Source organism: Proteus sp. Marseille-Q3619 (genome assembly GCF_965283115.1).
The window spans coordinates 1,112,515-1,138,700 of sequence record NZ_CBDIMP010000001.1 but is presented as its reverse complement, the minus strand read 5'-3'; the positions used below and the strand labels follow the sequence as shown (position 1 = coordinate 1,138,700).

Annotated in this window: 21 protein-coding genes and 1 riboswitch; of the genes, 13 read left to right on the top strand and 8 right to left on the bottom strand. The window is 37.9% G+C overall.

The genetic code is table 11. From position 1 onward, the window contains the following. The first annotated feature begins 212 nt into the window (after window positions 1-212). The 5 genes from ACWPWK_RS05255 (at window position 213) to tehB (ending at window position 4,841) form a co-directional block, all read left to right on the top strand. Window positions 213-767: a cytochrome b gene (locus ACWPWK_RS05255; protein WP_099074766.1), complete on the top strand. Its 555-nt coding sequence runs from the start codon at window positions 213-215 to the stop codon at window positions 765-767. Between the two features lie 33 nt (window positions 768-800). Next, the gene (locus ACWPWK_RS05250) at window positions 801-1,379 is read left to right on the top strand and encodes a YceI family protein (RefSeq protein WP_109371210.1); all 579 of its coding nucleotides are present in this window, start codon (window positions 801-803) and stop codon (window positions 1,377-1,379) included. Between the two features lie 248 nt (window positions 1,380-1,627). Beyond that, window positions 1,628-2,713: a linear amide C-N hydrolase gene (locus tag ACWPWK_RS05245; protein ID WP_109371208.1), complete on the top strand. Its 1,086-nt coding sequence runs from the start codon at window positions 1,628-1,630 to the stop codon at window positions 2,711-2,713. 79 nt (window positions 2,714-2,792) lie between these two features. Continuing rightward, window positions 2,793-3,908, top strand: coding sequence for an NAD-binding protein (locus tag ACWPWK_RS05240; protein WP_244184996.1), 1,116 nt, complete (start codon window positions 2,793-2,795; stop codon window positions 3,906-3,908). A gap of 78 nt (window positions 3,909-3,986) precedes the next feature. Next, window positions 3,987-4,841 carry an SAM-dependent methyltransferase TehB gene (gene tehB / locus ACWPWK_RS05235; RefSeq protein WP_109371204.1) on the top strand — a complete coding sequence of 285 codons (855 nt, stop codon included), beginning with the start codon at window positions 3,987-3,989 and terminating at the stop codon, window positions 4,839-4,841. Window positions 4,842-4,940: 99 nt separating this feature from the next. Here the strand turns inward: tehB and clcA are convergent, their stop codons facing one another. Then, window positions 4,941-6,362, bottom strand: a complete 1,422-nt coding sequence (clcA, locus tag ACWPWK_RS05230) for a H(+)/Cl(-) exchange transporter ClcA (RefSeq protein ID WP_109371202.1) — start codon at window positions 6,360-6,362, stop codon at window positions 4,941-4,943. Between the two features lie 195 nt (window positions 6,363-6,557). On the opposite strand from clcA, the gene ACWPWK_RS05225 reads away from it, so the two are divergent. Beyond that, entirely contained in the window at window positions 6,558-7,958 is a 1,401-nt protein-coding gene (locus tag ACWPWK_RS05225) for an alanine/glycine:cation symporter family protein (protein ID WP_099074772.1), read from the top strand. 187 nt (window positions 7,959-8,145) lie between these two features. Here ACWPWK_RS05225 and ACWPWK_RS05220 read toward each other — a convergent pair whose 3' ends face one another. Continuing rightward, on the bottom strand, window positions 8,146-9,627 hold the full coding sequence (locus ACWPWK_RS05220) for an aldehyde dehydrogenase family protein (RefSeq protein WP_454208467.1): 1,482 nt from the start codon (window positions 9,625-9,627) through the stop codon (window positions 8,146-8,148). Window positions 9,628-10,118: 491 nt separating this feature from the next. Between ACWPWK_RS05220 and hcp the strand changes: the two genes are divergently transcribed. The 4 genes from hcp to mgtE all read left to right on the top strand — a co-directional run bounded on the left by hcp (window position 10,119) and on the right by mgtE (window position 14,975). Beyond that, window positions 10,119-11,771: a hydroxylamine reductase gene (gene hcp / locus ACWPWK_RS05215; protein WP_109371198.1), complete on the top strand. Its 1,653-nt coding sequence runs from the start codon at window positions 10,119-10,121 to the stop codon at window positions 11,769-11,771. 58 nt (window positions 11,772-11,829) lie between these two features. After that, window positions 11,830-12,834, top strand: coding sequence for an NADH oxidoreductase (gene hcr / locus ACWPWK_RS05210; RefSeq protein ID WP_109371196.1), 1,005 nt, complete (start codon window positions 11,830-11,832; stop codon window positions 12,832-12,834). A gap of 270 nt (window positions 12,835-13,104) precedes the next feature. Further along, a complete protein-coding gene (locus ACWPWK_RS05205) occupies window positions 13,105-13,440 on the top strand; it encodes a DUF6694 family lipoprotein (RefSeq protein WP_109371194.1) in 336 nt (111 codons plus the stop codon). A 214-nt stretch (window positions 13,441-13,654) separates the two neighbouring features. Then, window positions 13,655-13,826: riboswitch (M-box (ykoK) riboswitch) on the top strand. 75 nt (window positions 13,827-13,901) lie between these two features. Then, window positions 13,902-14,975 (top strand): magnesium transporter, encoded by a 1,074-nt coding sequence (gene mgtE / locus ACWPWK_RS05200; protein ID WP_100159143.1) that lies wholly within the window; start codon window positions 13,902-13,904, stop codon window positions 14,973-14,975. A gap of 76 nt (window positions 14,976-15,051) precedes the next feature. Here mgtE and ACWPWK_RS05195 read toward each other — a convergent pair whose 3' ends face one another. Further along, window positions 15,052-15,561, bottom strand: coding sequence for a SprT family zinc-dependent metalloprotease (locus ACWPWK_RS05195; protein ID WP_023581469.1), 510 nt, complete (start codon window positions 15,559-15,561; stop codon window positions 15,052-15,054). Between the two features lie 105 nt (window positions 15,562-15,666). Between ACWPWK_RS05195 and ACWPWK_RS05190 the strand changes: the two genes are divergently transcribed. The 3 genes from ACWPWK_RS05190 to ACWPWK_RS05180 are packed head-to-tail and all read left to right on the top strand — an operon-like array spanning window position 15,667 to window position 16,846. Then, window positions 15,667-15,990, top strand: coding sequence for an ArsR/SmtB family transcription factor (locus ACWPWK_RS05190; RefSeq protein ID WP_036912417.1), 324 nt, complete (start codon window positions 15,667-15,669; stop codon window positions 15,988-15,990). Between the two features lie 3 nt (window positions 15,991-15,993). Beyond that, the gene (locus ACWPWK_RS05185) at window positions 15,994-16,428 is read left to right on the top strand and encodes a YeeE/YedE family protein (RefSeq protein ID WP_109371192.1); all 435 of its coding nucleotides are present in this window, start codon (window positions 15,994-15,996) and stop codon (window positions 16,426-16,428) included. A gap of 4 nt (window positions 16,429-16,432) precedes the next feature. Continuing rightward, window positions 16,433-16,846, top strand: coding sequence for a DUF6691 family protein (locus ACWPWK_RS05180; protein ID WP_109371190.1), 414 nt, complete (start codon window positions 16,433-16,435; stop codon window positions 16,844-16,846). An 82-nt stretch (window positions 16,847-16,928) separates the two neighbouring features. On the opposite strand, the gene bcsC is transcribed toward ACWPWK_RS05180, so the two are convergent. From bcsC to bcsR, 5 genes are read right to left on the bottom strand one after another with little or no spacing between them, the layout of a single operon-like run. Beyond that, complete coding sequence (bcsC, locus tag ACWPWK_RS05175) at window positions 16,929-20,246, bottom strand: cellulose synthase complex outer membrane protein BcsC (protein ID WP_109371188.1); 3,318 nt, start codon at window positions 20,244-20,246, stop codon at window positions 16,929-16,931. A 3-nt stretch (window positions 20,247-20,249) separates the two neighbouring features. Then, a complete protein-coding gene (bcsB, locus tag ACWPWK_RS05170) occupies window positions 20,250-22,574 on the bottom strand; it encodes a cellulose biosynthesis cyclic di-GMP-binding regulatory protein BcsB (protein WP_454209236.1) in 2,325 nt (774 codons plus the stop codon). A gap of 56 nt (window positions 22,575-22,630) precedes the next feature. Further along, a complete protein-coding gene (bcsA, locus tag ACWPWK_RS05165; protein ID WP_109371184.1) occupies window positions 22,631-25,216 on the bottom strand; it encodes a UDP-forming cellulose synthase catalytic subunit in 2,586 nt (861 codons plus the stop codon). Further along, window positions 25,216-25,953, bottom strand: coding sequence for a cellulose synthase operon protein YhjQ/BcsQ (locus ACWPWK_RS05160; RefSeq protein WP_109371182.1), 738 nt, complete (start codon window positions 25,951-25,953; stop codon window positions 25,216-25,218). The genes bcsA and ACWPWK_RS05160 overlap by 1 nt, the downstream gene beginning before the upstream one ends. Before the next feature lie 8 nt (window positions 25,954-25,961). Continuing rightward, complete coding sequence (gene bcsR / locus ACWPWK_RS05155; protein ID WP_109371180.1) at window positions 25,962-26,153, bottom strand: cellulose biosynthesis protein BcsR; 192 nt, start codon at window positions 26,151-26,153, stop codon at window positions 25,962-25,964. Window positions 26,154-26,186 lie beyond the last annotated feature (33 nt).

Genomic DNA, 26,186 nt, shown 5'->3' with positions numbered 1-26,186 from the left:
GCCAATATACCTATCTTATTTTGAAAAAAACTGATCCAACAATGTCATTGATTAGATAATCAACAGAGTGACTAATAAGAGCTTATTACTTATTGATTATTATTGATAATGATAAGCAAATTATTTGTTGAATTATGGACTAACAATTTATCCTCAATACACTAAACTAGATAACATTATTTTAATGAATTAGAAACTATTGGATTTTTATTATGCAATGGCGAAATAATGCGTCTCGCTATGGGCACTTGTCACTCCTTTTACACTGGGGGTCGGCGCTTACTGTCTATGGTATGTTTGCTTTAGGGCTGTGGATGGTGACGCTAGGGTATTATGATAGCTGGTATCATTCTGCACCTGAAATACATAAGAGCATTGGTATTCTTTTATTTATTATTTTGATCGTGCGTGTGATATGGCGTTGGATCTCTCCGCCTCCTAAAGCTTTATCAAGTTACAGTAAATTGACACGCATTAGTGCTCATATTGCACATATGCTTTTATATTTAATCTTATTTTCTATTCTGATTAGTGGTTATTTAATTTCGACCGCTGATGGACAAGCTATATCTGTATTTGATTGGTTTTCTGTGCCTGCCATTTTTACAGGAGAAGCCGAACAAGCGGATTTAGCGGGCGATATTCATCTTTATTTAGCCTGGGCAGTGGTTTTGTTATCGCTATTACATGCTGCTGGTGCTTTAAAACATCACTTTATTGATAAAGATGTCACGTTAAAACGCATGCTAGGAATGCGGACTAAATAATTAAACTTATAAAATGAAATTATGGAGATAACAATGTTTAAGAAAGCTTTATTAGGTTTAACAGCAGGTGCGTTGTTATTAAATGCAAGTACTGCTTTAGCAGCAGATTATGCTATTGATAAACAAGGCCAACACGCATTTGTACAGTTCCGTATCCAACATTTAGGCTATAGCTGGTTATACGGCACTTTTAAAGATTTCGATGGTACATTTAGTTACGATAAAGAAGATCCATCAAAAGACAAAGTTGATGTTGTGATTAAAACAGGAAGCTTAGATACTAATCACGCAGAACGTGATAAGCACTTACGTAGCGCTGATTTTTTTAATGCAAGCAAATATCCTGAAGCTCGATTCGTCTCAACCCAAGTTACTCGTGATGGCGAAAACTATGTAGTAACAGGTAATTTAACATTAAATGGTGTGACTAAACCTGTTTCATTAAATGCAAAATTAATTGGCGAAGGTACTGATCCTTGGAAAGGTTACCGTGCTGGTTTTGAAGCAACAGGTAAAGTTAATCTGAAAGAGTTTAATTTTAAATCAGATTTAGGACCAAAAGCACAAGAAGCAGAATTAATTATCTCTGTTGAAGGTGTGAAAAAAGCGTAATTACTGGCTTTTTCATTGAGTTATTGTACTCAAAACAATCTAGATGATTTATAAACCGATGCATTAAGGCATCGGTTTTTTTATGCGTGAATAAGATTAATTGTCTTATACTTAGGAAATTGTTCTTGTTTTGTACTTAATTAATCAAAATTAATTAGCGATTTTATCTATTTTAAGGAAGAGCAAAAAGAGAAATACGAAGAAAATATTCTCCTAACCTAATCATTTATTTCACAGGAAAAGAGCCAATGATGAGAAAATTATGTCGTACTTTTTTAGGTACTCTACTTGTATCTGGATTTTTAATGGCGGGTATTACAGAGGTGGATGCCTGCACTCGAGTTGTTTACTTAGGCGATAATAACCAAATTATTACGGCTCGCTCAATGGATTGGAAATATGATATAGGAACTAATTTATGGATATTTCCGCAAGGTATGCAGCGCTCAGGAGAGGCAGGCGATAATTCGATTAAGTGGGTATCTAAATATGGTAGCGTTATCGCATCAGGTTACGATATCTCAACCACAGATGGGATGAATGAAAAAGGCTTGGTGGCTAATTTATTGTGGTTGGCGGAATCTGATTATCCAACATATTCCAAAGATAAACCCGCATTGTCAATTTCAGCTTGGGCGCAGTATGTGTTAGATAATTTTGCTTCAGTTGAAGAAGCCGTGAATGCATTAGAGAGTGAGCCTTTTATTGTATTGACGGATAAAGTTCCTGGACAAGATAGAATGGCAACACTGCATCTTTCGCTTTCAGATGCAACGGGAGATAGCGCCATTATTGAATATATAAATGGTAAACAAGTGATTCATCACAGTAAAAAGTATCAAGTGATGACGAATTCTCCTATTTTTTCAGAACAATTAGCGTTGAATAGTTATTGGCAACAAATCGGTGGAACCGTGATGTTACCAGGGACGAATCGTGCTTCAGATCGTTTTGCTCGAGCTTCTTTTTATGTGAATGCCATTCCTAAAGCTCAATCGAGTAAAAAATCTCTCGCTAGCGTATTTGGTGTGATTAGAAATGTATCTGTACCTTATGGATTAAGTACAGCTGAATCACCAGAAATTTCATCCACACGCTGGAGAACCGTGGCTGATCATAAAAACCAATTATATTTTTTCGAATCAGCATTATCACCGAATACCTTTTGGGTTAATTTAAAGGAAATCGATTTTTCAAAAGAGAGTGGGAAAGTGATGACATTACCATTAGGTGAGGAGCAATCAATCATCTATTCTGCTAATGCAACCCGTCATTTCAAACCCGCAGAGCCTTTTAAATTTCAAGGATTAGATAATATCCCTTTAAATAACTAGTGGAATATTCACAATACCTAATATGAAACTATCTGTAATACTACATGTAATAGAGACATCTAAAGTGACGAGAAAAATGATGTCTTTATTACTTATCTTGAATGGTATTTTTATCATTCACTCCATTTTGCTGTCTCGTGGTATTTATCTGGATTGGGAAATACACGGGTTTTCTGCATGGCTTAAATCATTAGGGCTATTAAAACTTCTCGATATACCAAAGGTGATGTTGGCTTGTGCGTTAATCTTGCTCTCAATATTTATGTATCTAGGGGCGAGGATCGCGTGGTGTGTTTCCCTGATTTTATTAGTTACCATTGTTTTTCTTGATGTTGCGGTTTATCAGCAAATTGGCATTCAGGCTTATTTTTCTTTTATTTTAGCGATTGGGTTATTAATCAGTTGGCGCGCATTTCCGCACCATAGTTTAACCAGTGCTGGTTTTGTGGCTTTTATCTGTATTTTTTCTTTGCTGTTATTCTCAATGTTGGGAAGTCTTTATATTGGTGATGAATTTAAGCCACATATTACAACGTTGATGGATGCGTTCTATTTTTCTATTGTCTGCATGACGACACTAGGGTTTGGCGATATTGTGCCAATTAGCACGAATGCACGTATTTTTACTCTCACTGTTGTTATCTTGGGAATAACAGTTTTTACTACTTCCATTGTGTATGTCATGGGATTTCTTGCGCGCGGTACTCGCGATATTGTTAAGAAAAGGATCGCTAAAATGCATAATCATTTTATTATTATTGGTTCATCGGCATTAGCTTCTCAATTAGAAAAAGGGTTAAGAGAACAAGGGAAACCTGTTATTGCGATTTGTACCGATAAAAGTAAAGCCTCTTATGACGCGCAAGCCAATATTATTGAAGGTGATCCAACTAATCTTAAAACATTGCTATCTGCCAATATTGCGAAAGCGAGTTGGGTTGTTACTTTATCTGAAAGTGATGCAGAAAATACCTTTATTTTGCTGACTATCCAAGAATGTTCTAATGTTGATGCCAAATTGATCACCATTATTAATCAAGATGAAAATAGGGATAAGATCAGCCGATTACGTCCTGATATGCTGTTTTCTTTAGCATCATTAGGCAAAGAAATTATGATGAAAGTTTTATGTGGTGAATCTATTTCCTCCTCAGATGTGACTGATTTGCTTTTAAACAAATATTTAAAATCATAGTTTTGATAAAACCTTCTTTACGAATGATAATGATTGCCATAAGATGTATTTAAAATGCATCTTAATTGAGGTTGAATTATGGAACTTGTAAGTTATAAAACAATGCCAGAGTGGACTCGTACATCCATTCCTTTAGCGTTATTAGAACGTCACAATACAAAGGAAGGCACTTATGCCCAAATGCGAGTACTGCAAGGCAACATGACATTTGTTGTTTTTAATGATGATGGTTCACAAATTTCAGTTGAGTGTAATACTGAGGATCAGCCACCTTTAATTCAACCTCAACAGTGGCATAAAATAGATAAAGCCAGTGATGATGTACGTTGCCAGCTCTCTTTTTTATGTGCCCCAGAAGATAAGCTATTTAAAGAAAACGACTTATCATTACCGCATTCTGAAGTACGCTATATGGCAACGTTTACTCAGCCTTGCAAGGTGTTAGATTTAGGTGCTGGTCGTGGTCGAAACAGCTTCTATTTAGCGTCTCAAGGTTATGATGTGACGGCGTTAGATATTAATGCTTCACATATTGATGCTATTGAAACAGTTAAAACTAAAACAGGATTGGCTGTAAAAAGTGGCTTATATGATATTAATAAAGCTTCACTTACTGAGAAATACGATATTATTCTTTCAACCGTTGTATTGATGTTCTGCCAACGGGAACGTATTGAAAGTATTATTAAAAATATGCAGGAATGTACCAACTCTAGCGGTATTAATGTGATTGTTTGCCCTGTTGAAACGCCAAATAGTGATCCAGCTGAAATTCCATTTAAAACCTTTTTACGTCCAAACGAGTTAGCTGATTATTATAAAGACTGGGAAATTATTAAATATAATGAGGATCCAGGACATTTACATAAAACAGATGCAAATGGCAATCGTATCGCCTTAAATTTTGCTACTTTAATCGCACGCAAAAAATAGTTAAGAACTATCATCTCTTTTTAAATACCCCAAATAATGAACTGCACCCCAAAAGTTGGACACCAACTTTGGGGTATTTTTTATTTGTTTAAGCGAATTTTATTGTTGTGGTGATTTATCGCTTTTAATGTCGAGGGATTGGTCTGTTTGTTCTTTTTCTTCAGACTTTTGTAATATGCGTTCTAATAAAACCGTATAAATAGGGCGACCACCTAATAGTTGCGCCAACATCGTTGCACCTAAGCAGGTAATGATCATAGGCAGAATAAGTTGATAATTATCGGTCATTTCTAATACGAGGACGATCCCTGTTAGTGGTGCTCTTACCGTTGCCGCAAATAATGCACCCATTCCTGCAATAGCAAATGTACCGATTTGAATTTGATAATCGGGGAAAAGTAAGGTTGCAGTTAATCCGAATGCACTGCCAAATAGAGTACCTAGTGCCAGAGTGGGTGCAAATATACCGCCAGGAGCACCAGAGGCAAAACTGACAATAGATGTGATCGTTCGTAAAACAAAGAAAAGTAATAGCGCAATCAGGGAATATTGTCCTGTACTCAGCGCAGGAATAATACTAAATCCACCGCCAGTTATTTCAGGAATAATTAATGCTAATAAGCCACAAAGCCCACCGATGATGCCACCAGTTAAAACAAAGCGTGATGTTTTATCTTGATAGAAACGCTGAAATTGGGTTTGGACATAAAAAAGTAGCTTACTGAATATAACGCCAATAATGCCAAATAACATACCCAAAACTAAATACAGCCAGAGTGTGTTGAGTGGTGCGGATGAAAATTTACCGATATGAATAACACCGCCTTCACCATTAAATAGGCGAAAAACAATGCAAGACATAATAACGCCAATAAAGACTGCTTTAATTGAAATAAGACTGTATTTAAATTGAGGTCGCATCTCCTCAATAATAAATAAAATACCCGCTAGAGGTGCATTAAAAGCAGCGGTTAATCCTGCGGCTGCACCAGTTGCTAATAACGTGTGGCGTGACTCTTTATCTTTTACTCGAGAAATATCATTTACGAGCTGGCCGATATTGGCACCTAATTGAACCGTTGGACCTTCTCGTCCTAACACCATACCAGAGCCTAAAGTTCCAATACTGGCAATAAATTTTACAGGTAATACTCGCCACCAACGAACAGGGCGAATATCTATCATCGCACCTTCAATTTCAGGTATTCCAGAGCCACCCGATTCGGGTGAAAACTTCTTGACTAAATAATATCCCAGCATTGCTAAAATAGAGGAAAAAAGCAAAGTACTTATTGCCAGAATATAAGGATTAGTAAAGGTTTTAATCAGTTCTTCTTGTCGAAAATGAATCACCCAACTAACACTTTTTTCAAATAAAACACCCACTAATCCAGCTAGTGAGCCAACCACAGCGGATAGTAGTAGGATTTTTAGTGGTGCAAGATTGGTTTCTTGCGCTTTTCTGAACAGATTAAAACGACGTTCATTTTGGGTATTTTGTGCTGATTTATGATTATGCATAACTTTGACTGAAGTATTGTAACGATGAACCTAATGATAGCGTAATTTAATAATGAAGTGATATTTCTCACATAACTCAGTCAATTTTAAAATTAGTCGTTTTTTTTTCTAGCATATTTTCGCTTTTTCATCTTTAGTGTAATTGATAACAAAAAATACATATTTAGATAACATTTGGACGAAAAAGGGTAATTTATGGATTTTATCACTAATATATTAAGCGCTATAAATGGCGTGGTATGGGGAGTTCCGATGCTTGTCGGTATTCTCGGTATCGGACTTTTTATGCAGTTTCGACTTGGCTTTTTACCTATTAGGAAATTAGGTACAGGATTTAAGCTGTTATTTGAAAAAAATGATAAAAGAGGCGAAGGTCAGATATCACCATTTAATGCGTTGATGACCGCACTATCCGCCACCATTGGAACGGGTAATATTGCTGGTGTTGCAACGGCTGTTGTCTTAGGTGGTCCCGGTGCATTGTTCTGGATGTGGATGACTGCATTAGTGGGAATGGCAACCAAATATTCAGAAGCCGTGCTTGCTGTACGTTTCCGTGAAGTTGATAAATATGGAAACTATGTCGGTGGGCCAATGTATTACATCAAAAATGGCTTAGGTAAAAATTGGGTTTGGCTAGGTACTGTTTTTGCTGTCTTTGGGAGTTTTGCAGGTTTTGGTATTGGTAATACGGTACAAGCAAACTCTGTGGCTGATGTACTGGAAAGTAATTTTGGCATTTCGACGACAATCACCGCTATTGTGCTCGTTGTTTTAGTCGGTGCTGTACTTATTGGAGGCATTAAGCGTATTGCTGATGTTGCCGGTAAATTAGTTCCTATTATGACCGTTGGCTATTTTGGTGCAGGTATTGTTGTTTTAGCACTGAATGTGACTGCGATCCCAGATGCTATTATCCTTATTGTTAAATCTGCATTTACACCAGTTGCTGCTCAAGGTGGTTTTGCAGGTGCAGCTGTTTGGGCGGCGATCCGTTTTGGTGTTGCGCGTGGTGTTTTTTCAAATGAAGCGGGATTGGGTAGTGCACCTATTGCCCATGCAACGGCAAAAACACAAAATCCTGTTCGCCAAGGTTTGATTGCGATGCTGGGAACTTTTATTGATACCATCATTGTCTGCTCTGTTACAGGATTAACTATTGTTATCACAGGACAATGGTTAACAGGGCAAAGTGGTGCAACATTAACCGCCGCATCATTCTCTATCGCTATTCCGGGTGGTAACTATATTGTGGCAATTGCATTAGCTATTTTTGCATTTACCACGATTTTAGGCTGGAGTTTTTACGGTGAAAAATGTGTGCAATACCTGTTTGGACCTAAAGCTATTATGCCATTTCGTATTGCTTGGCTGATTGCGTTACCAGTTGGGGCAACACAATCATTAGAATTTGTGTGGTTATTAGCCGATACACTCAATGCAATGATGGCGATCCCTAACTTAATCGCATTAGCGTTATTAAGCCCTGTTGTTTATCGCTTAACAAGAGATCATATAAAAGATGTTAACGCTGATAATATTGAATTAGATAAAGAAACTCATTCAGTGAGCAAAAAAGAAGCCGAAGCAGAGTAACTCGTTCTTACTTATTGGCTAACAACACAACATAAAACCGCATACTTTATAGTGATAAGGATGCGGTTTTTTTATGGTAATAACTTGAGGTGTGAGAAATTATAGATAATAAAAAGCCTTCTGGGGAGAAGGCGAAGAGATGAGTATAGATATTATATTTATAAGAATTTAGAAAAGAGAGAAAATCTTATTCTTTCATACTGATGAAGATATTTTTCACTTGGCTATAAGCATCTAACATCATTATATGTGTTTCACGTCCTAAACCTGATTTCTTGTAACCCCCAAATGGTGCGTGAGCTGGGAGTTCGTGATAAGTGTTAACCCACATACGACCAGTTCTTACTGCTTTTGCAACACGTAAGGCACGGTTAATATCTTGAGTCCAAACACCACCACCTAGCCCATATTCAGAGTCGTTTGCCATGTCGATAACTTCATCTTCATTATCAAATGGGATAACACATAATACAGGTCCAAAAATTTCTTCACGAGCAACACGCATTTGGTTTGTGGCATTGATAATGATAGTAGGGCGAACAAAGAAACCATCATCATAACCTTCACCGGTGATACGTTCACCGCCTGTTAATACTGTCGCACCTTCTTTTTTAGCGAGTTCAACATAGCCTAAGATAGTATCCATTTGATCTTGGCTAACTTGTGTACCCATTTGCGTATTCGGATCAAGTGGGTCACCGACACGAATACTCTCAAATTCAGTTTTTAATGCTTTCAAAAATTCATCATGAATATCTTTATGTAAGAACAAACGTGAACCTGATTCACAAGCTTGTCCTTGGTTCATCAAAATTGCTAATGCTGAATATTTGACCGCTTTTTTCATGTTTGCATCAGGGAACACGATATTGGCTGATTTACCGCCTAATTCCAATGTTGCTGGAACCATTTTTTTCGCTGCGGCTTCTGCTACGGTATAACCCACATTGGTAGAACCTGTAAACGCAAGTTTATCAATATCTTCGTGTTCTAAAATAGCTTGGCCTACAACAGATCCGCGCCCTGTAACAATATTGATCACACCAGCTGGTAATATTTCATTTAAAATACGACCTAGCTCTAATAATGAAAGGGAAGTCAGTGTTGCTGGATTAATAACCACGGTATCACCTGCCGCAATCGCTGGTGCCAATTTCCATGCTGCCATTAATAATGGGAAGTTCCATGGAATAATTTGGCCCACAACACCAATAGGTTCGCGAATAACAAGGCTAATGGTATTTTCGTCTAGGACGGCACTTTCATCGGTATGAGAGCGTATCACGCCTGCAAAATATCGAAAATGGTCAATAGAGGCAGGTAAATCTATGTTTTTCGACTCATTGAGTGGCTTACCGTTATCAAGCGATTCAATCCAAGCAAAGCGTTCTTGCTCTTGCTCTAAACGATCTGCGATTTTTAATAAGAGGGCTTGACGCTCTGCAGGTGACGTTTTGCTCCATGTTTTGAATGCGTTACGTGCAGCGCTCACTGCGCGTTCAACATCTTCAGCACTACCAGATTGGTATTCACTTAATAATTCACCAGTAGCAGGGCTATAGGTTTTGGTTGTTTTTTGCGATGTGCTAGATACCCATTCTCCTCCAATTAACATTTTGTAGCTTTCTAGAGGGCGAAATTCTGATGGAACATTATTTAAATTAATCATTTTTAATCTCCAATGTAGGGGTGAGTATCTTTCAAATGTGTAGTTTCATTTCGTAATACTCGTGCTAATAACATATATCAATTGAAATAATTTGATTAGCTATTGATGCAATAGGTGATATTAACTATAAAAAATAGTAATGAATATTACTGAGTTAACAAAAAATGGATGAACTTAATCGTTTCATCTCTCAGTCTTTATATGATTAAACAAAAAACAACCATCAATAATTCTTAAATAATCCTTCTCATTTACATGCTTACGGTGTCATGTAATTAATCTTTTTTTAAAAAAAAGATTTTTGGCTTAAGCCAAATCAAAGGATAAAAAAAGGAATATTAAAAGGTTTGCTAGAAATTGCGTTAGATCAAACAACATTTAAATTGTTCAATATTGCACTTTCGCTCTTATAAAAATGGCGTATTCTTATGTTGCATCTTAAATGCAACTTATAAAAATAAAGCGTTATCTTTTATTAGAAGGAATACGATATGTATTGTGTGCAATGTGAACAAACAATGAAAACGCCTGTAGGTAATGGTTGTGCCTATGCGCAAGGTATGTGTGGTAAAACAGCAGAAACTTCTGATCTTCAAGATTTACTCGTTGCGGTATTAGAAGGGCTTTCAGCGTGGGCTTTAGCAGCGCGTGGCGTTGGTATTATTGATCATGATGTAGATAGCTTTGCTCCTCGTGCTTTTTTCTCTACGTTAACTAACGTCAACTTTGATTCTGATCGCATTGTTGGTTATGCGAAAGAAGCTATCTATTTCCGTGAAAGTTTGAAATCTCGTACTTTAGCGAAAAATGCAGCAATTCAAGTCACTAATCCAAGAGCTGAAATCCAATTAGCGGGTAACGATTTAGACAGTTTACAAAAACAAGCTCAGCTTTTTGCTTTAAATGCAGATAAAGCGCAAATCGGTGATGATCTTCATGGGTTACGTATGCTGTGCCTGTATGGCTTAAAAGGAGCTGCGGCTTATATGGAGCATGCGCATGTTTTAGGTCAGTATGACAATGAAATTTATGCAGAATATCACCGTTATATGGCGTGGTTAGGTACTGATCCTGCTGATATGAATGAGTTGTTAGAAAATGCGATGAGCATTGGTCAAATGAACTTCCGCATTATGGCTATTCTTGATAAAGGCGAAACTCAAGCTTACGGTAACCCTACACCAGTTACTGTTAACGTGCGCCCTGTTGCAGGTAAAGCGATTTTAATTTCAGGTCATGATCTGAAAGATTTGCAAATGCTACTTGAGCAAACTGAAGGTAAAGGGATTAACATTTATACTCATGGTGAAATGTTACCTGCTCATGGTTATCCAGAACTTAAAAAATATAAACACTTAGTGGGTAACTACGGAAGTGGTTGGCAGAATCAGCAAATTGAGTTTGCAAAATTCCCAGGTCCTGTATTAATGACTTCAAACTGTATTATCGATCCTAATGTTGGTAATTATGGTGACCGTATTTGGACTCGCAGCATTGTAGGCTGGCCGGGTGTAAAACATATTACTGGTGATGACTTCTCTGAAATGATTGAACAAGCACAATCATTAGAAGGTTTCCCATACAATGAAATTGAGCATTTAATTACAGTTGGTTTCGGTCGTGAAACACTATTAAATGCCGCTGATACTGTGATTGATTTAGTTTCACAGAAAAAATTACGTCATGTTTTCTTAGTAGGGGGGTGTGATGGTAGCCGTGGTGAACGTAGCTACTACACCGATCTTGCAAGAGAAATTCCACAAGACTGTTTAATTATGACTTTGGCGTGTGGTAAATACCGTTTCAATAAACTAGATTTCGGTACTTTAGAAGGCTTACCACGCTTACTTGATGTGGGTCAGTGTAACGATGCTTACTCAGCGATTATGCTAGCCGTTAACCTTGCTGAAAAATTAGGTTGTGGTGTGAATGACTTACCACTGTCTTTAATTCTCTCTTGGTTCGAGCAAAAAGCGATTGTTATCTTATTGACACTGCTTTCATTAGGCGTGAAAAACATTTATACCGGTCCAACAGCACCAGCGTTCTTAACTGACAATCTGCTGGCGGTACTAAATGAGAAATTTGGTATGCGCTCTATTACTACACCAGAACAAGATCTTAAAGATATTCTTTCTGCTTAATGTTTTAAATTCATTATCATTACCGAAGCCTACGGGCTTCGGTGAAGGATCAATATCCATGACGATGCCTACTTCTCTTTGTCCTAATCGTATGCAAGTTCACTCTATTAATCAGGAAACACCTGAAGTGTGGACGCTGAATTTAATTAATCATGACATTTATTCTTATAAACCAGGTCAGTTTGCACTGGTGAGTATCAATAATAGTGATGAAATACTGCGTGCTTATACCATTTCATCTTCTCCGGGATTAAGTCCATTTATCACTTTAACCGTTCGCCGTTTAGAAAATGGTGTGGGTTCAAGTTGGTTAACATCACAAGTAAAACCAGGTGATTATCTTTGGTTATCTGATGCTCAGGGTGAATTTACTTGTGCTGGTAAAGAAGGTGCGCGCTATTTAATGTTGGCAGCAGGTTGTGGAGTGACACCTGTTATGTCAATGACACGTTGGTTGTTAAATAATCAACCTAAAGCAGACATCACGGTTATTTTTAATATTCGTGAGCAAAGCCAGTTTATTTTTGAGAAAGAGTGGATCGAATTAGCAAATGCATATCCATACAATCTTAATTTTATCATGATGCCTAAATTACCTGATAATAAAGGATTATTTAGTGGCCGTATTTCTCAAGAAAAATTAGCTGCATTAGTGCCTGATATTGCGAGTCGTACAGTCATGTGCTGTGGCCCAAATAGTTATATGGAAGACACAGGACGTTTTGCAAGAAATCTTGGTGTACCTGCTGAGAATATCTTTATGGAACGTTTTGGTGATGAGCCTGTTTGTGTTGATGATAACGAACAATTAACCATGACTATTCGTCATCCATTATCACAAATTAAAGTTCCTGTTGGCATGACTTTATTATCAGCTATGGAAGAAAATAAAGTTCCTGTCTTTGCGGCTTGTCGAGCAGGGGTTTGTGGTAGTTGTAAAACTCGTATTGTGAGTGGTGATTATGATGTCAGTAGTACCAGTACATTAACGGCTGAAGAGATAGCTCAAGGTTATGTCTTAGCATGTAGCTGTCGTTTAAAAGGAGATGTTGAGCTCGCTTAACCTCTTTTTATTAAGTATTTCCTTCTATTTTCCTGTTTTTTTACCCTGTTAATTTATTAACAGGGTTTTTTATGTCTATTCTTCCCATTAAAAAACTGAATAATCTGGAAAATGCTTCCCTTTATTTTAAATTAAAGAAGGTTTTTATTTATTCAGAATAATAAAAATATTGGAAATGATGATTAACTAAAAATATATTTTAGTTAGTGGGGAGTTTCCTTATAAACATTCTGTTATTATTTAAACTATTGACTGGGTAAGGGGGGATATATGAAAAAATTGTTAGTTATTTGTTTATTTAGTGTCATGTTATCTGGCTGTGAAAAACCTCAACAAACCCTTGATGGCTCTAATGTAGAGTCGCTACGTATCTCAATTGTTGAAATGCGCAACTCACTTCCCCTTGATGAACAATCACGTTTTGATGAAGCAATAGAATTAGCGATCCTTAATGATATTAATTTTAATGATTTAGTTATCGCAGGTCGTAATAAAAATGCGGATATTATCACGCGTAAAATGTGCCAATCATTAGATGGTAAAACGGTAAAAGATATATTTTTGCAAGCAGAAGAAATAAGAGTACAAAAATTAGCATTCAAATAATCAATTAATAAACAGATTATCTTTTACTATACGATTTTAGCTTTCGTAGGAAAACTTCATTTCTTTTTATATATTAGTTTCGAATGTAATTACAATTTTTAATTGTATGATGAATATTTGAGGCTATTTTTCAATAGAACTTAAACAAAATCGTTATCGTGCTTTTCATTATATTGTGAGTGGTTATAATGCGCGCCGCATTCGCAAGAAAAGTGCAGTATCTCGTTAGGCGAGGCTCCTATACAAACACAGGTTACTGATCTGACGACGTCGAGAGACGCCCAAGATTAGGACAGGATATATCGACCGAAGGTATATCCCCATGTAACTTCCAGTATTCATTGGATACGTTGTATAGTGCTAAAACCGAGACGTGTAGATAGCTTTTGCATTCTCGCTTCTGGTTTCGCCCCTATGGAGAACTGATTTGCTAAACACAAACAGTAATAGGGAACCACAAAATGAAATTCAATACTCAAAATAAAATGGATGCTGTATTAGTTGCCGATGCATCCTTAAACACACCACAAAATAACTCAACTCAAGACCAATACAATCGTTTAAAAGATGATGCAACCGTTAGTGCTTATATGAGCCAGTCTTATATTGCGGTTTCTGTCGCTGATTCTGTTGAAAATGTGAAAGCTCAATTGGTTAATGATTTAAAAGATGAATTAATTCCAACCTATTTATATGTGGTGGATAAAGATAATTATCTAAATGGGATTTTGCCCGTTAAATCATTATTAACAGCGGCTAATGATCTGTTTGTGTCTGATGTGATGCGTCAAACCTTTTTCTCTGTCTCACCAGAACAGAATCGACATGATGTGTATCAACTGATTAGCCATAGCGGTTTAGACAGTGTACCAGTGATGCATTTTGGAAAATTGGTCGGTGTTTTACGTCCTCAAGATATTGCTGAATTAATTGAAGATGAAAATACACTTGATGCACAAATGCAGGGTGCAACTTCACCTTTAGAGCAGCCTTATTTAGAAACCAGTCCAGTAACATTATGGCGTAAACGTGTTGTGTGGTTGTTGATGCTGTTTGTGGCAGAAGCGTATACCAGCACAGTATTACATGCTTTTGAAGACAGACTAGAAGCCGCAATTTCATTAGCATTCTTTATTCCATTGCTGATTGGTACTGGCGGAAATAGTGGTACACAGATCACCTCAACATTAGTACGTGCTATGGCATTAGGAGAAGTGAGCTTACGTAATGTTTGGTCTGTATTAAGAAAAGAAATAACCACATCGATAATGGTTGCACTGACTATGGGTATTGCTGGTTTTGTGCGTGCTTGGTTCTTAGGTGTGGGTATGGAAGTGATGATTGTGGTTGGCTTAACGCTTATTTCAATCACGGTTTGGAGTGCGATTGTTTCATCTGTTATTCCAATGGTATTAAAGCGTTTAGGTATTGATCCTGCGGTTGTTTCAGCACCATTTATTGCGACGTTAATTGATGGTACAGGTCTTATTATTTACTTTGAAATCGCATCTCATGTGATGAGCGAGTTTGCTTAAGACAATCCCATATATTCATTCTCAAGATAAAGCCGATGTGAATTAATCAACACATCGGCTTTATTTTTGTCTGCATTTATTCATGCTTAATAAATTGCAAAATAGCCTGACAATGGCGGCAACGGTATTGTGTCTCTCCGCGTAATACTTTGTTATGGCGGCGAATGGTAAGCTGATGTTTTTCTTCACAATGGCAAGCATAAGGAAAGGTTTTAGCTTTAACTGCGCTGACATCAAAATGATGGGTTCGTTTAGCTGAAACTTGTAATACTGTTTCCATCATCCATTTCCACTCTTTCCCATGAGGTGCTACACGACCAAAATGGCGATTAACTAATAAATGCGCTAATTCATGAGGAATAACTTCTTCAATAAAATTCTGTTTATTTTCAATCAATAATGTAGGATTAATACGAATTTCCCAATTTGCATAATAGGCACTGCCTGCAATAGTTCCTCTCTGATTATAATGTAGAGTAGGTTCTGGGTAATTTGTATTAAGATAAAGATTAGCCTGCTGCAATTTTTCACGCAGTGTTCGCATAACGCTTTGCACTAAGGCGATGGGGACTCTTACCGTTTTCATGTTACAGAGCATATAGCGGCTTATACAAACACGCAATAAAAAGAAAACTTGCACAATATATAAATTAACATATTATTAAAAAGTATATTGATTATGGAGTTTACCATGACACAACGAGTTCAACCTGATTTATTAGATGCAATGAAATTGGCGGCTAATGAAGCGTCTAGCATGCTTAAGACGCTAGGAAATGGCGATCGCCTCTTATTATTGTGTCAGCTAAGTCAGGGCGAAAAAAGTGTGAGTGAATTAGAAGAGAGTTTAGGTATCCGTCAACCGACACTTTCTCAACAGCTAACCGTTTTGCGCAATGAAGGGTTAGTGAATACTCGTCGTGATGGAAAACGTATCTTTTATTCTATTGCTGATGAAAAAGTTCTCGTACTACTCAATACGCTTTATCAGCTTTATTGCCCTATAGCAGGTTAATTTATGAATATAGATTGGGTTCACTTTACGCCTTTAAGTGCGGCAATTGGTGGGCTTATGATAGGCGCTGCGGCCGCCATTTTATTGTTATTTAATGGTCGTATTGCAGGAATAAGCGGTATTTTGGGGGGCGTTTTATCAACAAAACAGCAGGGAAATGGTTGGCGTTGGGCATTTTTACTTGGCATGCTAATCGCACCTACACTGTTTTATTTTTTTGATAAACCCTTATCGCCAGTGATTGAAACATCACCTTGGATGTTAATTATTGCCGGAGTGCTGGTGGGAGCAGGCACACGTTTAGGCAGTGGTTGCACAAGTGGTCATGGTATTTGCGGATTAGCACGATTATCGCGTCGTTCTATTGTTGCTGTGTTGGTATTTATGGCAACGGCATTTATTACCGTTTATATTCAGCGCCATGTGATAGGAGGCTAAGAAAATGACTAAGTTTGTTGCTTTTCTTTGTGGTCTTCTATTCAGTGCAGGATTGATTGTTGGTGGAATGAGCAATCCGCAAAAAATTCTAGCTTTTCTGGATATCACCGGAAATTGGGACCCTTCTTTATTGATAATCATGGGAGCAGGGCTGGTTGTCAGTGTGATAGGTTACCAATTAACACGCCGTAGACAACAAAGTGTATTAGCATGCCCTTTAAATATCCCGACCAATAAAGTGATTGATAAACCCTTAGTGTTAGGTAGTGCGTTATTTGGTCTTGGTTGGGGATTAGCGGGAATTTGCCCAGGCCCGGGTTTGGTATTAGTCGGTGCAGGGTTTTATCAAGGTATTTTATTTGTCCTTGCCATGATTGTAGGTTGGTTGTTTGTTGGGCTTTTTCGTAAAGCGCAATAATAGCAGTTTGCTCTCATCATTTTAGAGAAAACGTTAAACGGGAAGCCAGTGCTTCCCGTTTGTGTATTTTATACATTGAACGTTATTTAAAGTCAGCATAAGGAATAAGAGGGTTTGGCGGTAAATCTAAATCACCGTTCCAACCATCAAATGAATAACGCAAGTACATTAATGCATGGCTTGGGGTATAGTTTTTGGCTTGTTGAATATCAATAGCTGCACCAATAAACCAATGCGGCGTAATACGATGTTCAACTAATGCTCTGGCGGTATAACCAAAGCCATTGCCAGAGTCTCCTTCATCAACAGCATCACGCTCTTGATAATAAAGCCTCATCATTTCTTCTCGATCTTCAGGGCTAAGTTCATTCATATAGCGATTAAATTTATCGAGAGAAACGAGATTTTTTAAAGGATAACGCTTTCTGTCATCCGTTTGGGAGTAAGACCAAGAAAGAGAGCCTGATAATTCCCAAGACCAATTTTCAGTACGTTCACGATAATTAATCGGTAGCCCTAAAGAGATATATTTTTGAGGGCTATAATAACCACCTTGACCTAAAGTGTACCCGCTTAAGTCTTTATCATAATGCCAAAGCATAGTACTTAACCCAACAGAAACGCGGCGGTTGTTCTCATTGATAAGTTTATAATAGTAGCCTCCCATTCCTCGGACACTGCTATTATCTTCAACATTTTTACCCGTGAGTTTATCGACAGAAACCTCACCCCAATAACCCTCTTTTCCGCCTAAGTCATAGCTTGCGCTTAAACGAATACCGCTTCTTCTTACACCGCCCCATGTTTGGTTAGTCCAAATATCTCGTTGACCACCAAAAGCAAGCATAGAACTATTAACAGGGCGACGGTGAATATCAAGTGTCCAGCCCACATTAAAAAGATCATGATTATAGGCGATTTTACCGACCCAATCAGTCACTTCAAAACCTAACGGTGTAGTACCAAGATCCCATTGCCATTGACCATTTTCCCAGCCAATTGCAGGGCTAACACCAAAAGATTTTTGCTCTAGGGGGAAACACCCCGTGCGGTAACAAGTCCCAAATTTCGAATCATAAGGTGATGTACCCAGTTTGCCACTATTAAGATTAACTAAGTCTGCACGCCAGAAAAAACGCCCATCATAAACAGGGTGATCAAGTTGTAACATGGTGGTATGAGCGCGTAGTTTTGAGTAGCCTTCGCTACCACTTGACCCCCAATAATCATGCTCAAGCGTAAATCGCCACTCTTGTTGGCGATAAAGCGCGTCAGCATCAGCGCGTAAACTGCGAGATAGCCAATTATCTTTTTCGTCATTACGCATTAATGTGGTGTACTCAATATTATCTTTTGGCAACCTATCTGTTATTCCATCCTTGATCATCGCTTGTTGATAATAATAGTGAGCTTGCTGACTATGTTGCTCATCGCGCTGAAAACGAGCAATATCACGTAATACTAAAGGATCAGCACTGTCTGGCTCTGTTTCAATTTGTTGTGCCAAATAAGCAAAATAGTGTTGTGCTTTTTCTGTATTACCTACTTCTTTTTCAGCATTGGCAACGCGTCTAATTGAGTTGCTATTAAACGGGTTGGGAGAAAGCGTTTCTATTTTGGCAAGGTAGTATTTTGCCTGCATCTTTTTCCCTTGTTCTAAGGCGATATCCGTCGCACCTAATAATGCAGTTTCATTATTGGGTTCTAAATTCAGTGCAGTATGGTAATAACTTAAGGCCTGATCGAGGTTATTTCGTTCTTGAGCCCAGTTCGCTAATAACAAATAAGTCTGAATTTTTTGCTCTGGTGGAATATGAGCAAAAAGATAATCAATAGCTTGTTGTTCTTGTCCTTTCGCTCGTAGAGACTCTGCATGCGTCACTATTTCACCAAAACGTAATCGACTATCTAACGCTTTCATGCTTTCACTGCGTTGAGATAAGGGGATCGTTTTTAGCGTATCAAGTGCTTGAGTTTCTCGTCCTGTTTTATTGAGATATAAAGCATAAGCATAAAGGCGAGATGGGGCATTAGGGAGACGACGATTAAGTTGATTGAAATACTCTTCAGCTACATAGCCTTGTTGGATGATTAATAAATCATCAGCAAGACGATAAATATTCCAAACATCATTAGGATAATCTTTAGCTATTGCCTTACGTTTTTCAATCGCACTGAGGTATTGCTCTTTATGTTCATCATCAGCCGCTAAATCTTGCCTTATACCGGAAATAATATAGCCATAATCTTCTGCTAAATTTTTATATTGTCTAGGTGTTAAGCCTGCAATAAATTGTTGCGCTTTTTCATGAGATTGTTGGCGATAAAGCTTTGCTAAACGATGTAGCGTTGCAGGGTGATTGGGTTGATATTTTAATGCCTGTAAATAATGATTTTCAGCAAGATCCCATTGCCGTTGTGCAACAGCAATATCACCTAAACCAAGATAAGGCTCAATTTCATAAGGGCTTAATTTATTAAGCTGATTAAAATAGCGTTCTGCTAATTCATAATCTTGTTTTAAGAGTGCGTCATCGCCTTTTGAAAGCAGATGCCAATATTGGTTAGCCTGCAACATAGATCGCCATTGACCACTATTATCATGGTTGGGCGCTAATTTCAGCGCTTGGGAAAGATAAAAAATAGCCGCACTGCGTTGATTAGCACGAGAATAACGGACACCTAAAGCACCAACAACATCAGCATTATCAGGTTGTTGTCGTGCTTTTTGTTTTAAGGTTGCAATAGGTAATGAGGTAACATCTATTTGCGGTTTTATTGTTGAAACTGGGCTTTTTACTGACTCTATGGCGTGTTGTTGCTGTTGCTGGTAGAGGCTCGCTATTTTCGTATTTTGCGGATACTGACGATAAATATGATTGAGTCGTTCTATTTTATCATCGCGAGACGATTGCATAAGTACTTGAATATACTCGAGTGATAAAGTCTCATCTGGAGGCATTCCTCGGTAAATTTCATCGTATAAATTTAACGCATCATCATAGCGGCCAGCTGTACGGTAAAGCTGGGCTCGCTGTAATTTTTGCCTATTAACATCCGTTGTCAGTGATAAGGTTTTTATTGCACGCTGATATTGCTCTGACTGTGGAAATTGAGTACCTAATTGGGTAAATAGCTGTTGTGCTTTTGCATTGTCCTTCTGTTTTACAGCAAACTGAATCTGCATTAACAAGATATTAGGGTCATTGGGTTTAATTAACGCTAAACGATATAGCGATTGAGCCACTAAAACTTCATTTCCTGTGGATGTACCTAATCTCACTTGCTCTTGTAAAAAGGCTTCTGTTGCCTCTTCACTGGCTTGCGTGACAGGCAAAAAGCCTGTCAGCAAAAAGAGAGCAATAACAGAGTGGCGATGTGTGTGACCAAATTGCCACATAGCTTAGTCCTTAGTCGCTAAACGACGTTGGCTTCTTATTTTCATTGCTCGCCAAATAAGAAGAGAGACAAGAATAATGCTGACAATTGCCGCTAAACCAAGCCATATAGGGTGAGAAGCAAATACATACCAAACTTCTTCCCACCAAGGTAAATAACCGACGAAATAAGTATCTCCCACACGCAAGCTATTTACGCCAGACTCTCTGACCAATACTACTGAACCATGCATAGCATCACGCTTACCACTATCACTGATCGCCTCATTTAACAGTTTGTAACCTTGCGTACTATCGGCTAATAATGCGACAACGCTACGCTGTGAAAAGAATGGAGATTGGAAACCAATAATTGCCCCCATCGATCCTTTTGAGGTCAGAGAGATCCGACTATCAGGACGTTTATCAGTTGGTTGATAACTTGTGTGGCTAAAGATACTGATTTCACGAGAAGGCAGAGTGATTTCACTACGTGCTTTATCAATCAGTACGTTCATCTGTTTATCATTATTTAATGCAGGTGGAATGGTTCCGATAAGTAGTAGATCAGCATCTCTTTTTTGCACTTCATCCAATGAACCAGTTAATGAAACATTTAATGCAGGATAACCTGTTTGAGCACCAATATTCCCCATTGAAATTAATAGGGTAGATAATTGTGTTGGAGACGGTTGCTGATTAACAAAAACCAAGGTTTCTGACAGATCCGCATAACGGCTAAATGGGAAGCCTGCATGGCTGTAAACCCGTAAGTCAGGCAGTGCAATATAGTGTCGATAATCACCTGTGAAATTAAAGCTAGATAAATCATCAATAGCGACAGCATTTGGTACAGGTTGATAAGTAATACATTGATCTACTGAGCCCCCAGGAATGGGATTGGTGTAATCAAAGGCAAATGTAATTTGGTTACGTTCACCCAGTTTTACGGCGGGTATATTCAATAAATTCTTATGCTCAATCCAGCCTTGAATAAGCGGTAAATAAGCGATGACAAGATTATCTTTTTTATCTTTCTCAAGAGGATAAGCTTTAATGAAATGGTCGTTTACTGAGATAGACATACGAGAGTCATCTTGAAATGCAGGAGCAGTATAGCGATAACGCAATTGCATTTGTAATCCCGTATTATTAAACATAAATAGATCAGGTGGTAACGTCATATTTAATGTAATAGGATTCGGTTTTAATCCGCGAGATTGCAACTGGCCTTCATAGTCTTGTAGCGTATTAAAGTAGATAGGTTTATTTAACTGTACCCATTTTGGCGCATCATAAGGTTCACGCGGGATCAATTTTTCTACTTCATTAATTGTGACGATATTCCCTCTGAAGATAACTTGTCCACGGGCTATTCCGTTTACGGCAGTGATCAAATCGTTATCATCACGTCCCATAATAAGAAGTAACTTAATATAAGGATTGGTTGGATGCGTCAGCATTTCGATGGTTGGTTCTTTCACATCGGGATGCTGTTTTAAAAAGGCGGGTTTTTGTTTATTGGTTGCAAAAACAATGCTGTGTTGATTTGGCAAAGCATCATAATAAACAGGATAATTTTGCTTACGCCAATCAACTTGAGTACCAAACCAAGAAGAGAGGATCGCTGCCGCTTTTTGTTGAGCTAAATTAGGTGACTGGCTGAAAACCATTGGCAGTGTTAATTCTCCAAAATCACGGCTATCAAAAAATGGTTCAGGGAAGTGCGCTAACTCATTACCTAAACGGAGTGATTGAAAGGTCAGATTGAGTTGACTGCTTTTACTTACATCAAGCCAAAGTGTTGTATTTGCTTGGTTTTCACAAATTTCACGATAATGGCCAATAAAAGAGAGTTTTATATGGTTAAAATCTTGAATAAATAAAGGATCGATAGGTATCGTAATTTGGTTTTTCTTACCCAAATCTTCTGGTTTTAAGGTAATAACTCCCATCAATTCATCATTTAAATAGACATTAAGATGAGATTCCACAGGAAGTAGTGACGGAGACGGTGTAAATTCTAAATCAAGAGTGGCTTTGGAAACATATTCATCACTACGGACACCAAATTCTAAATAGCCATCAGGGCTAACACCAGTCAAATGGAGCGCGCCATAACTAGGTGCTGTCTCTGCAAATTTTAATATCTTCTGGCGAGCAGAAGGCGTGATATCTGTAGAAGGCGATTGTGTATTTCTAGGCTCTGCTTGAGAAATAACTCCAGGAGCCGCTTCAGTTATTGTAACGGGTGGCGCTGAAATAGTGGTTTGCGTTTCTTGCGTTTCATCTCCATGAACTGAAGAAGTGAGCATAAATAAGGCAAATATGAGAAAACGTTTTTTCATTATTGTTACCCATGATCTTATTGTTTATTAATAAATTCCCAGAAAACTGAGTTTTTCCTTCAAGACTGATGAAATATTTGTGAAACATTAACGCGTTGAGGGAGTAACGATGAAAGCCACAGCAAAAAGAGACCGAGTAAGCGGAAAGTAGCGTAAATAAAGTAAGGAGCACGTTTTAACAAGGTGTTATAACCTTGCATACTGATAAAAATAATATTCTTGAGACTGCTTAAAGGTCTGTCGGTTGGAAGTTTATTTTGCCAATCTGCCCAAGTATCGGCTCGCTCAAAAGTACAAGCAGTAAACTCGATAGCTTTTTGCGTTGTCATTTCAAGGAGTTGTAATCCAATAATTTGCCCATCAATACGTGAAATATTGGCTTTAAAGGCATGTTCACGCTGATTTTGACTGAGTAATAGTGTGATGCTTTCATTTGGAGATAGTGAAAGTTTGACATTGTCAGGCAATAAAATTGCACAGCTATTATCAGAAAAATCATAGAGATAACATCGGTAGAGAGAGCCATTATCTAACAGCAACATGGCAGGAACTTTAACGCGAACACGAGGAAAATGGCGCTGTTGCTTTGTTTCGACAGAAACTGCAATTGCAACACCGAGTAAGATAAGGTTATAACAAACCCATAATAAACACATGGCAACAGCCCATGCTTCATCGGGATCGCCCGTTGCTATGCGCCAAAAAGCAAACAAAATACCTAGCAAGTTCAAGTTGAGAAAGAGTAAGTAAGGGCGGTTAATTCGCCAATCGACAAAGCCTTCTTCCATCACGCCACCTTTACCAGTTACGTTGAAAGTTCCTTTATGAGGAGAGATAAGGGTACTTAACACTGGACGAGTGGTGTACCACGCTAAAATCGTTTCATAAACCTCACCCCAAAATGAGTGGCGATAAGCGCCTTGTAACTTTGCACTGGCGAGTGAAATGTGGATCAAATACGGCACAACATAGAGAGCGATCGCAATCGCAGGTGCATAAATGATATAGGCATGGAAAATAAGAAACGTTAGTGGTGCGAGTAAGAAAATCATCCGTGGAATGCCAGAAAAAAAGTGCAACATGGCATTTAAGTAACAAAGACGTTGCGGCACGCTTAGTCCTTTACCAAACAAGGGATTATCAAGACGGAATATTTGCACCATTCCTCTTGCCCACCGAATACGTTGACCTATATGTGCGGATAATGATTCTGTCGCTAAACCAGCGGCTTGTGGAATGCGAATATAAGCAGATCTCCAGCCATGACGGTGTAAGCGTAATGAGGTATGCGCATCTTCTGTAACAGTTTCAACGGCAATGCCACCAATCTCATCCAATGCAGTACGACGTAAAATTGCGCACGAGCCACAGAAAAACGCTGCATTCCAAGTGTCATTACCATCTTGAACTAACCCATAAAAGAGTGTGCCTTCATTGGGTGTTTCACGAAAGTTACCTAAATTACGTTCAAAAGGATCTGGGGAAAAAAAATGGTGAGGTGTTTGTACCAAAGCCATTTTTTCATCTTTTAAAAACCATCCCATTGTAAATTGTAGAAATGAACGTGTTGGAATATGGTCGCAGTCAAAGATGGCGACAAATTCACCAGACGCGAGAGTTAAAGCATGATTGATATTACCTGCCTTAGCAAAATCATGTTTTTCTCGTGCGATATAACGAATACCAACTTCTTGAGCAAATGCTTTAAATTCAGGGCGGGAGCCATCATCAAGCAGATAAATAGTGAGCTTATCTTTAGGCCAATCTAAATTTAAGCTGGCATAGATTGTGGGTTTAACAACTTGCAGATCTTCGTTATAGGTAGGAATGAAAATATCAACGCTTTGCCATTGTGTAATGTCTTCAGGCATAGAAACAGGTTTTCGATGCAGTGGCCAAATACATTGCATAAAACTAAGGAATAGCACACACCATGCGTAAGTTTCAGCCAGTAAAAGCAGTAAGCCACAAAATAGGCTGAAATTATCAATCCAATAAAGGGTTGAATGATAACGCCACCATATGTATCGACATGCAATTGTTAGTGCCAACATAACCATTGCGATTGAAGAAAAACGCCCAGGAATATCGCGGATAGCTAAGGCAACTAGCCAAAGAACAATCACAAAAACGAACTGAAATGTAAGATCAAACGGTTGAGTGATACTGAGTAAAATAAAGAAAATGGCAAAAATAGCGATAATGGAATAGAGAGCATATTGCCAAAAAGGCGTGGTTTTTTCCTTATGTTCAATGATTTCAATCGCGATAGGAGAGACATGAACAAAGAGTTTTTTGTATGTTTTTCTAATATAGAAAATAAATTGTGTGGGCTTTTTAATCAGTAATTGCCCTACATAATGGCAAGCTAGCCAAATGCTTTGTAACAAATAGCGCAAGGGATCAAAAATTTTAGGGCAACGGGGATCAATATGAGGATATAGCTCTCGTTGTTTTCTGGCAATTTTCCGCCAAAAAGGGGATTCCATCCGTAAAAAAAACCACATAATGCCCATAAATAGCTCGCTAACAATAGCTGCGCTACGAGATGCACCGTTATGGCGATAAAACTTGTAGTAACGAATAAGAATATGTTGTGTCACATTCTTTTCGATTTTATTCGTAGCATCGTAAGATGATGGCATTATGACTGTCCTTCTTTCCTCTTAAATAACGAAAAACACCATTGAGCAAGTTGCGATATTTCTTCTACTAACATGCAATTAGCTCGGTAATCATATAAAGGTAAACGTGAGGCACAGGCCTCTAGTGAGGCTTCATCTCGATGAAGAACAACAGGGCATAATGGAAATGGTGTCGTTTGCCAAAATTGATAAAAATCTTGGTGAATTTGGCTGGTGGCACGAAATTGGTTAATTAATACATATTCATTTTCGGTAAATGTGTGCTGGTTAAGGCGAATATGACAGTTGCTTTCTGCCATTGATACGGTAAAAAAAATATCCGCTTTTTCTATCCAAGATGCGAAAAGGGTGTCTTGCGTATGCTGTAAATCCATTAAAATAATGGCGTCAGGGTGTAGCTGAATAAATGTCGTTAAAAAATGGGTAAGATGTTGTTTTGCTGAGAATGACAATTGTAAGAGCAAGTTATCCTTCATATTAACCAAACCAAAAGGTAACACTTGGTAGTGTGGTCGATAGTAAAAAATACTCTCCTCTATTGGCGTTTCTGCTAATAATGCCTGACTTAATGTGGTATTTTTTTGCTGTGCTGGAAAATAGAAAGACAAAATATTTTCTGTGCAATTATCAATAATCAGCACTTCTTTATTTTGTTGATTAAATTGCCGAGCAAGTGCAATTGCCGTGGATGTTGTACCCACTCCACCTCGGAGTCCTTTTAATACAATAAGTGGCATAGTTAGCCTCATTTAGTCATGTAATGAAATGCATTAAGTAATGGCCAGCGATAAATAAGCATATTATTTCCTTCTTCTTTATTAATATCCTGATAGTGATAGTTATTTAATGAAAATAATTTTTTTAGTTTATCAATGTCCTTATTTAGATTATTTTTTTCTATTTTCATATTTGAGTTAATAAAATTTTCATTTTTCATTTTAATAACCTCTGAATAAAATAATAATAAATT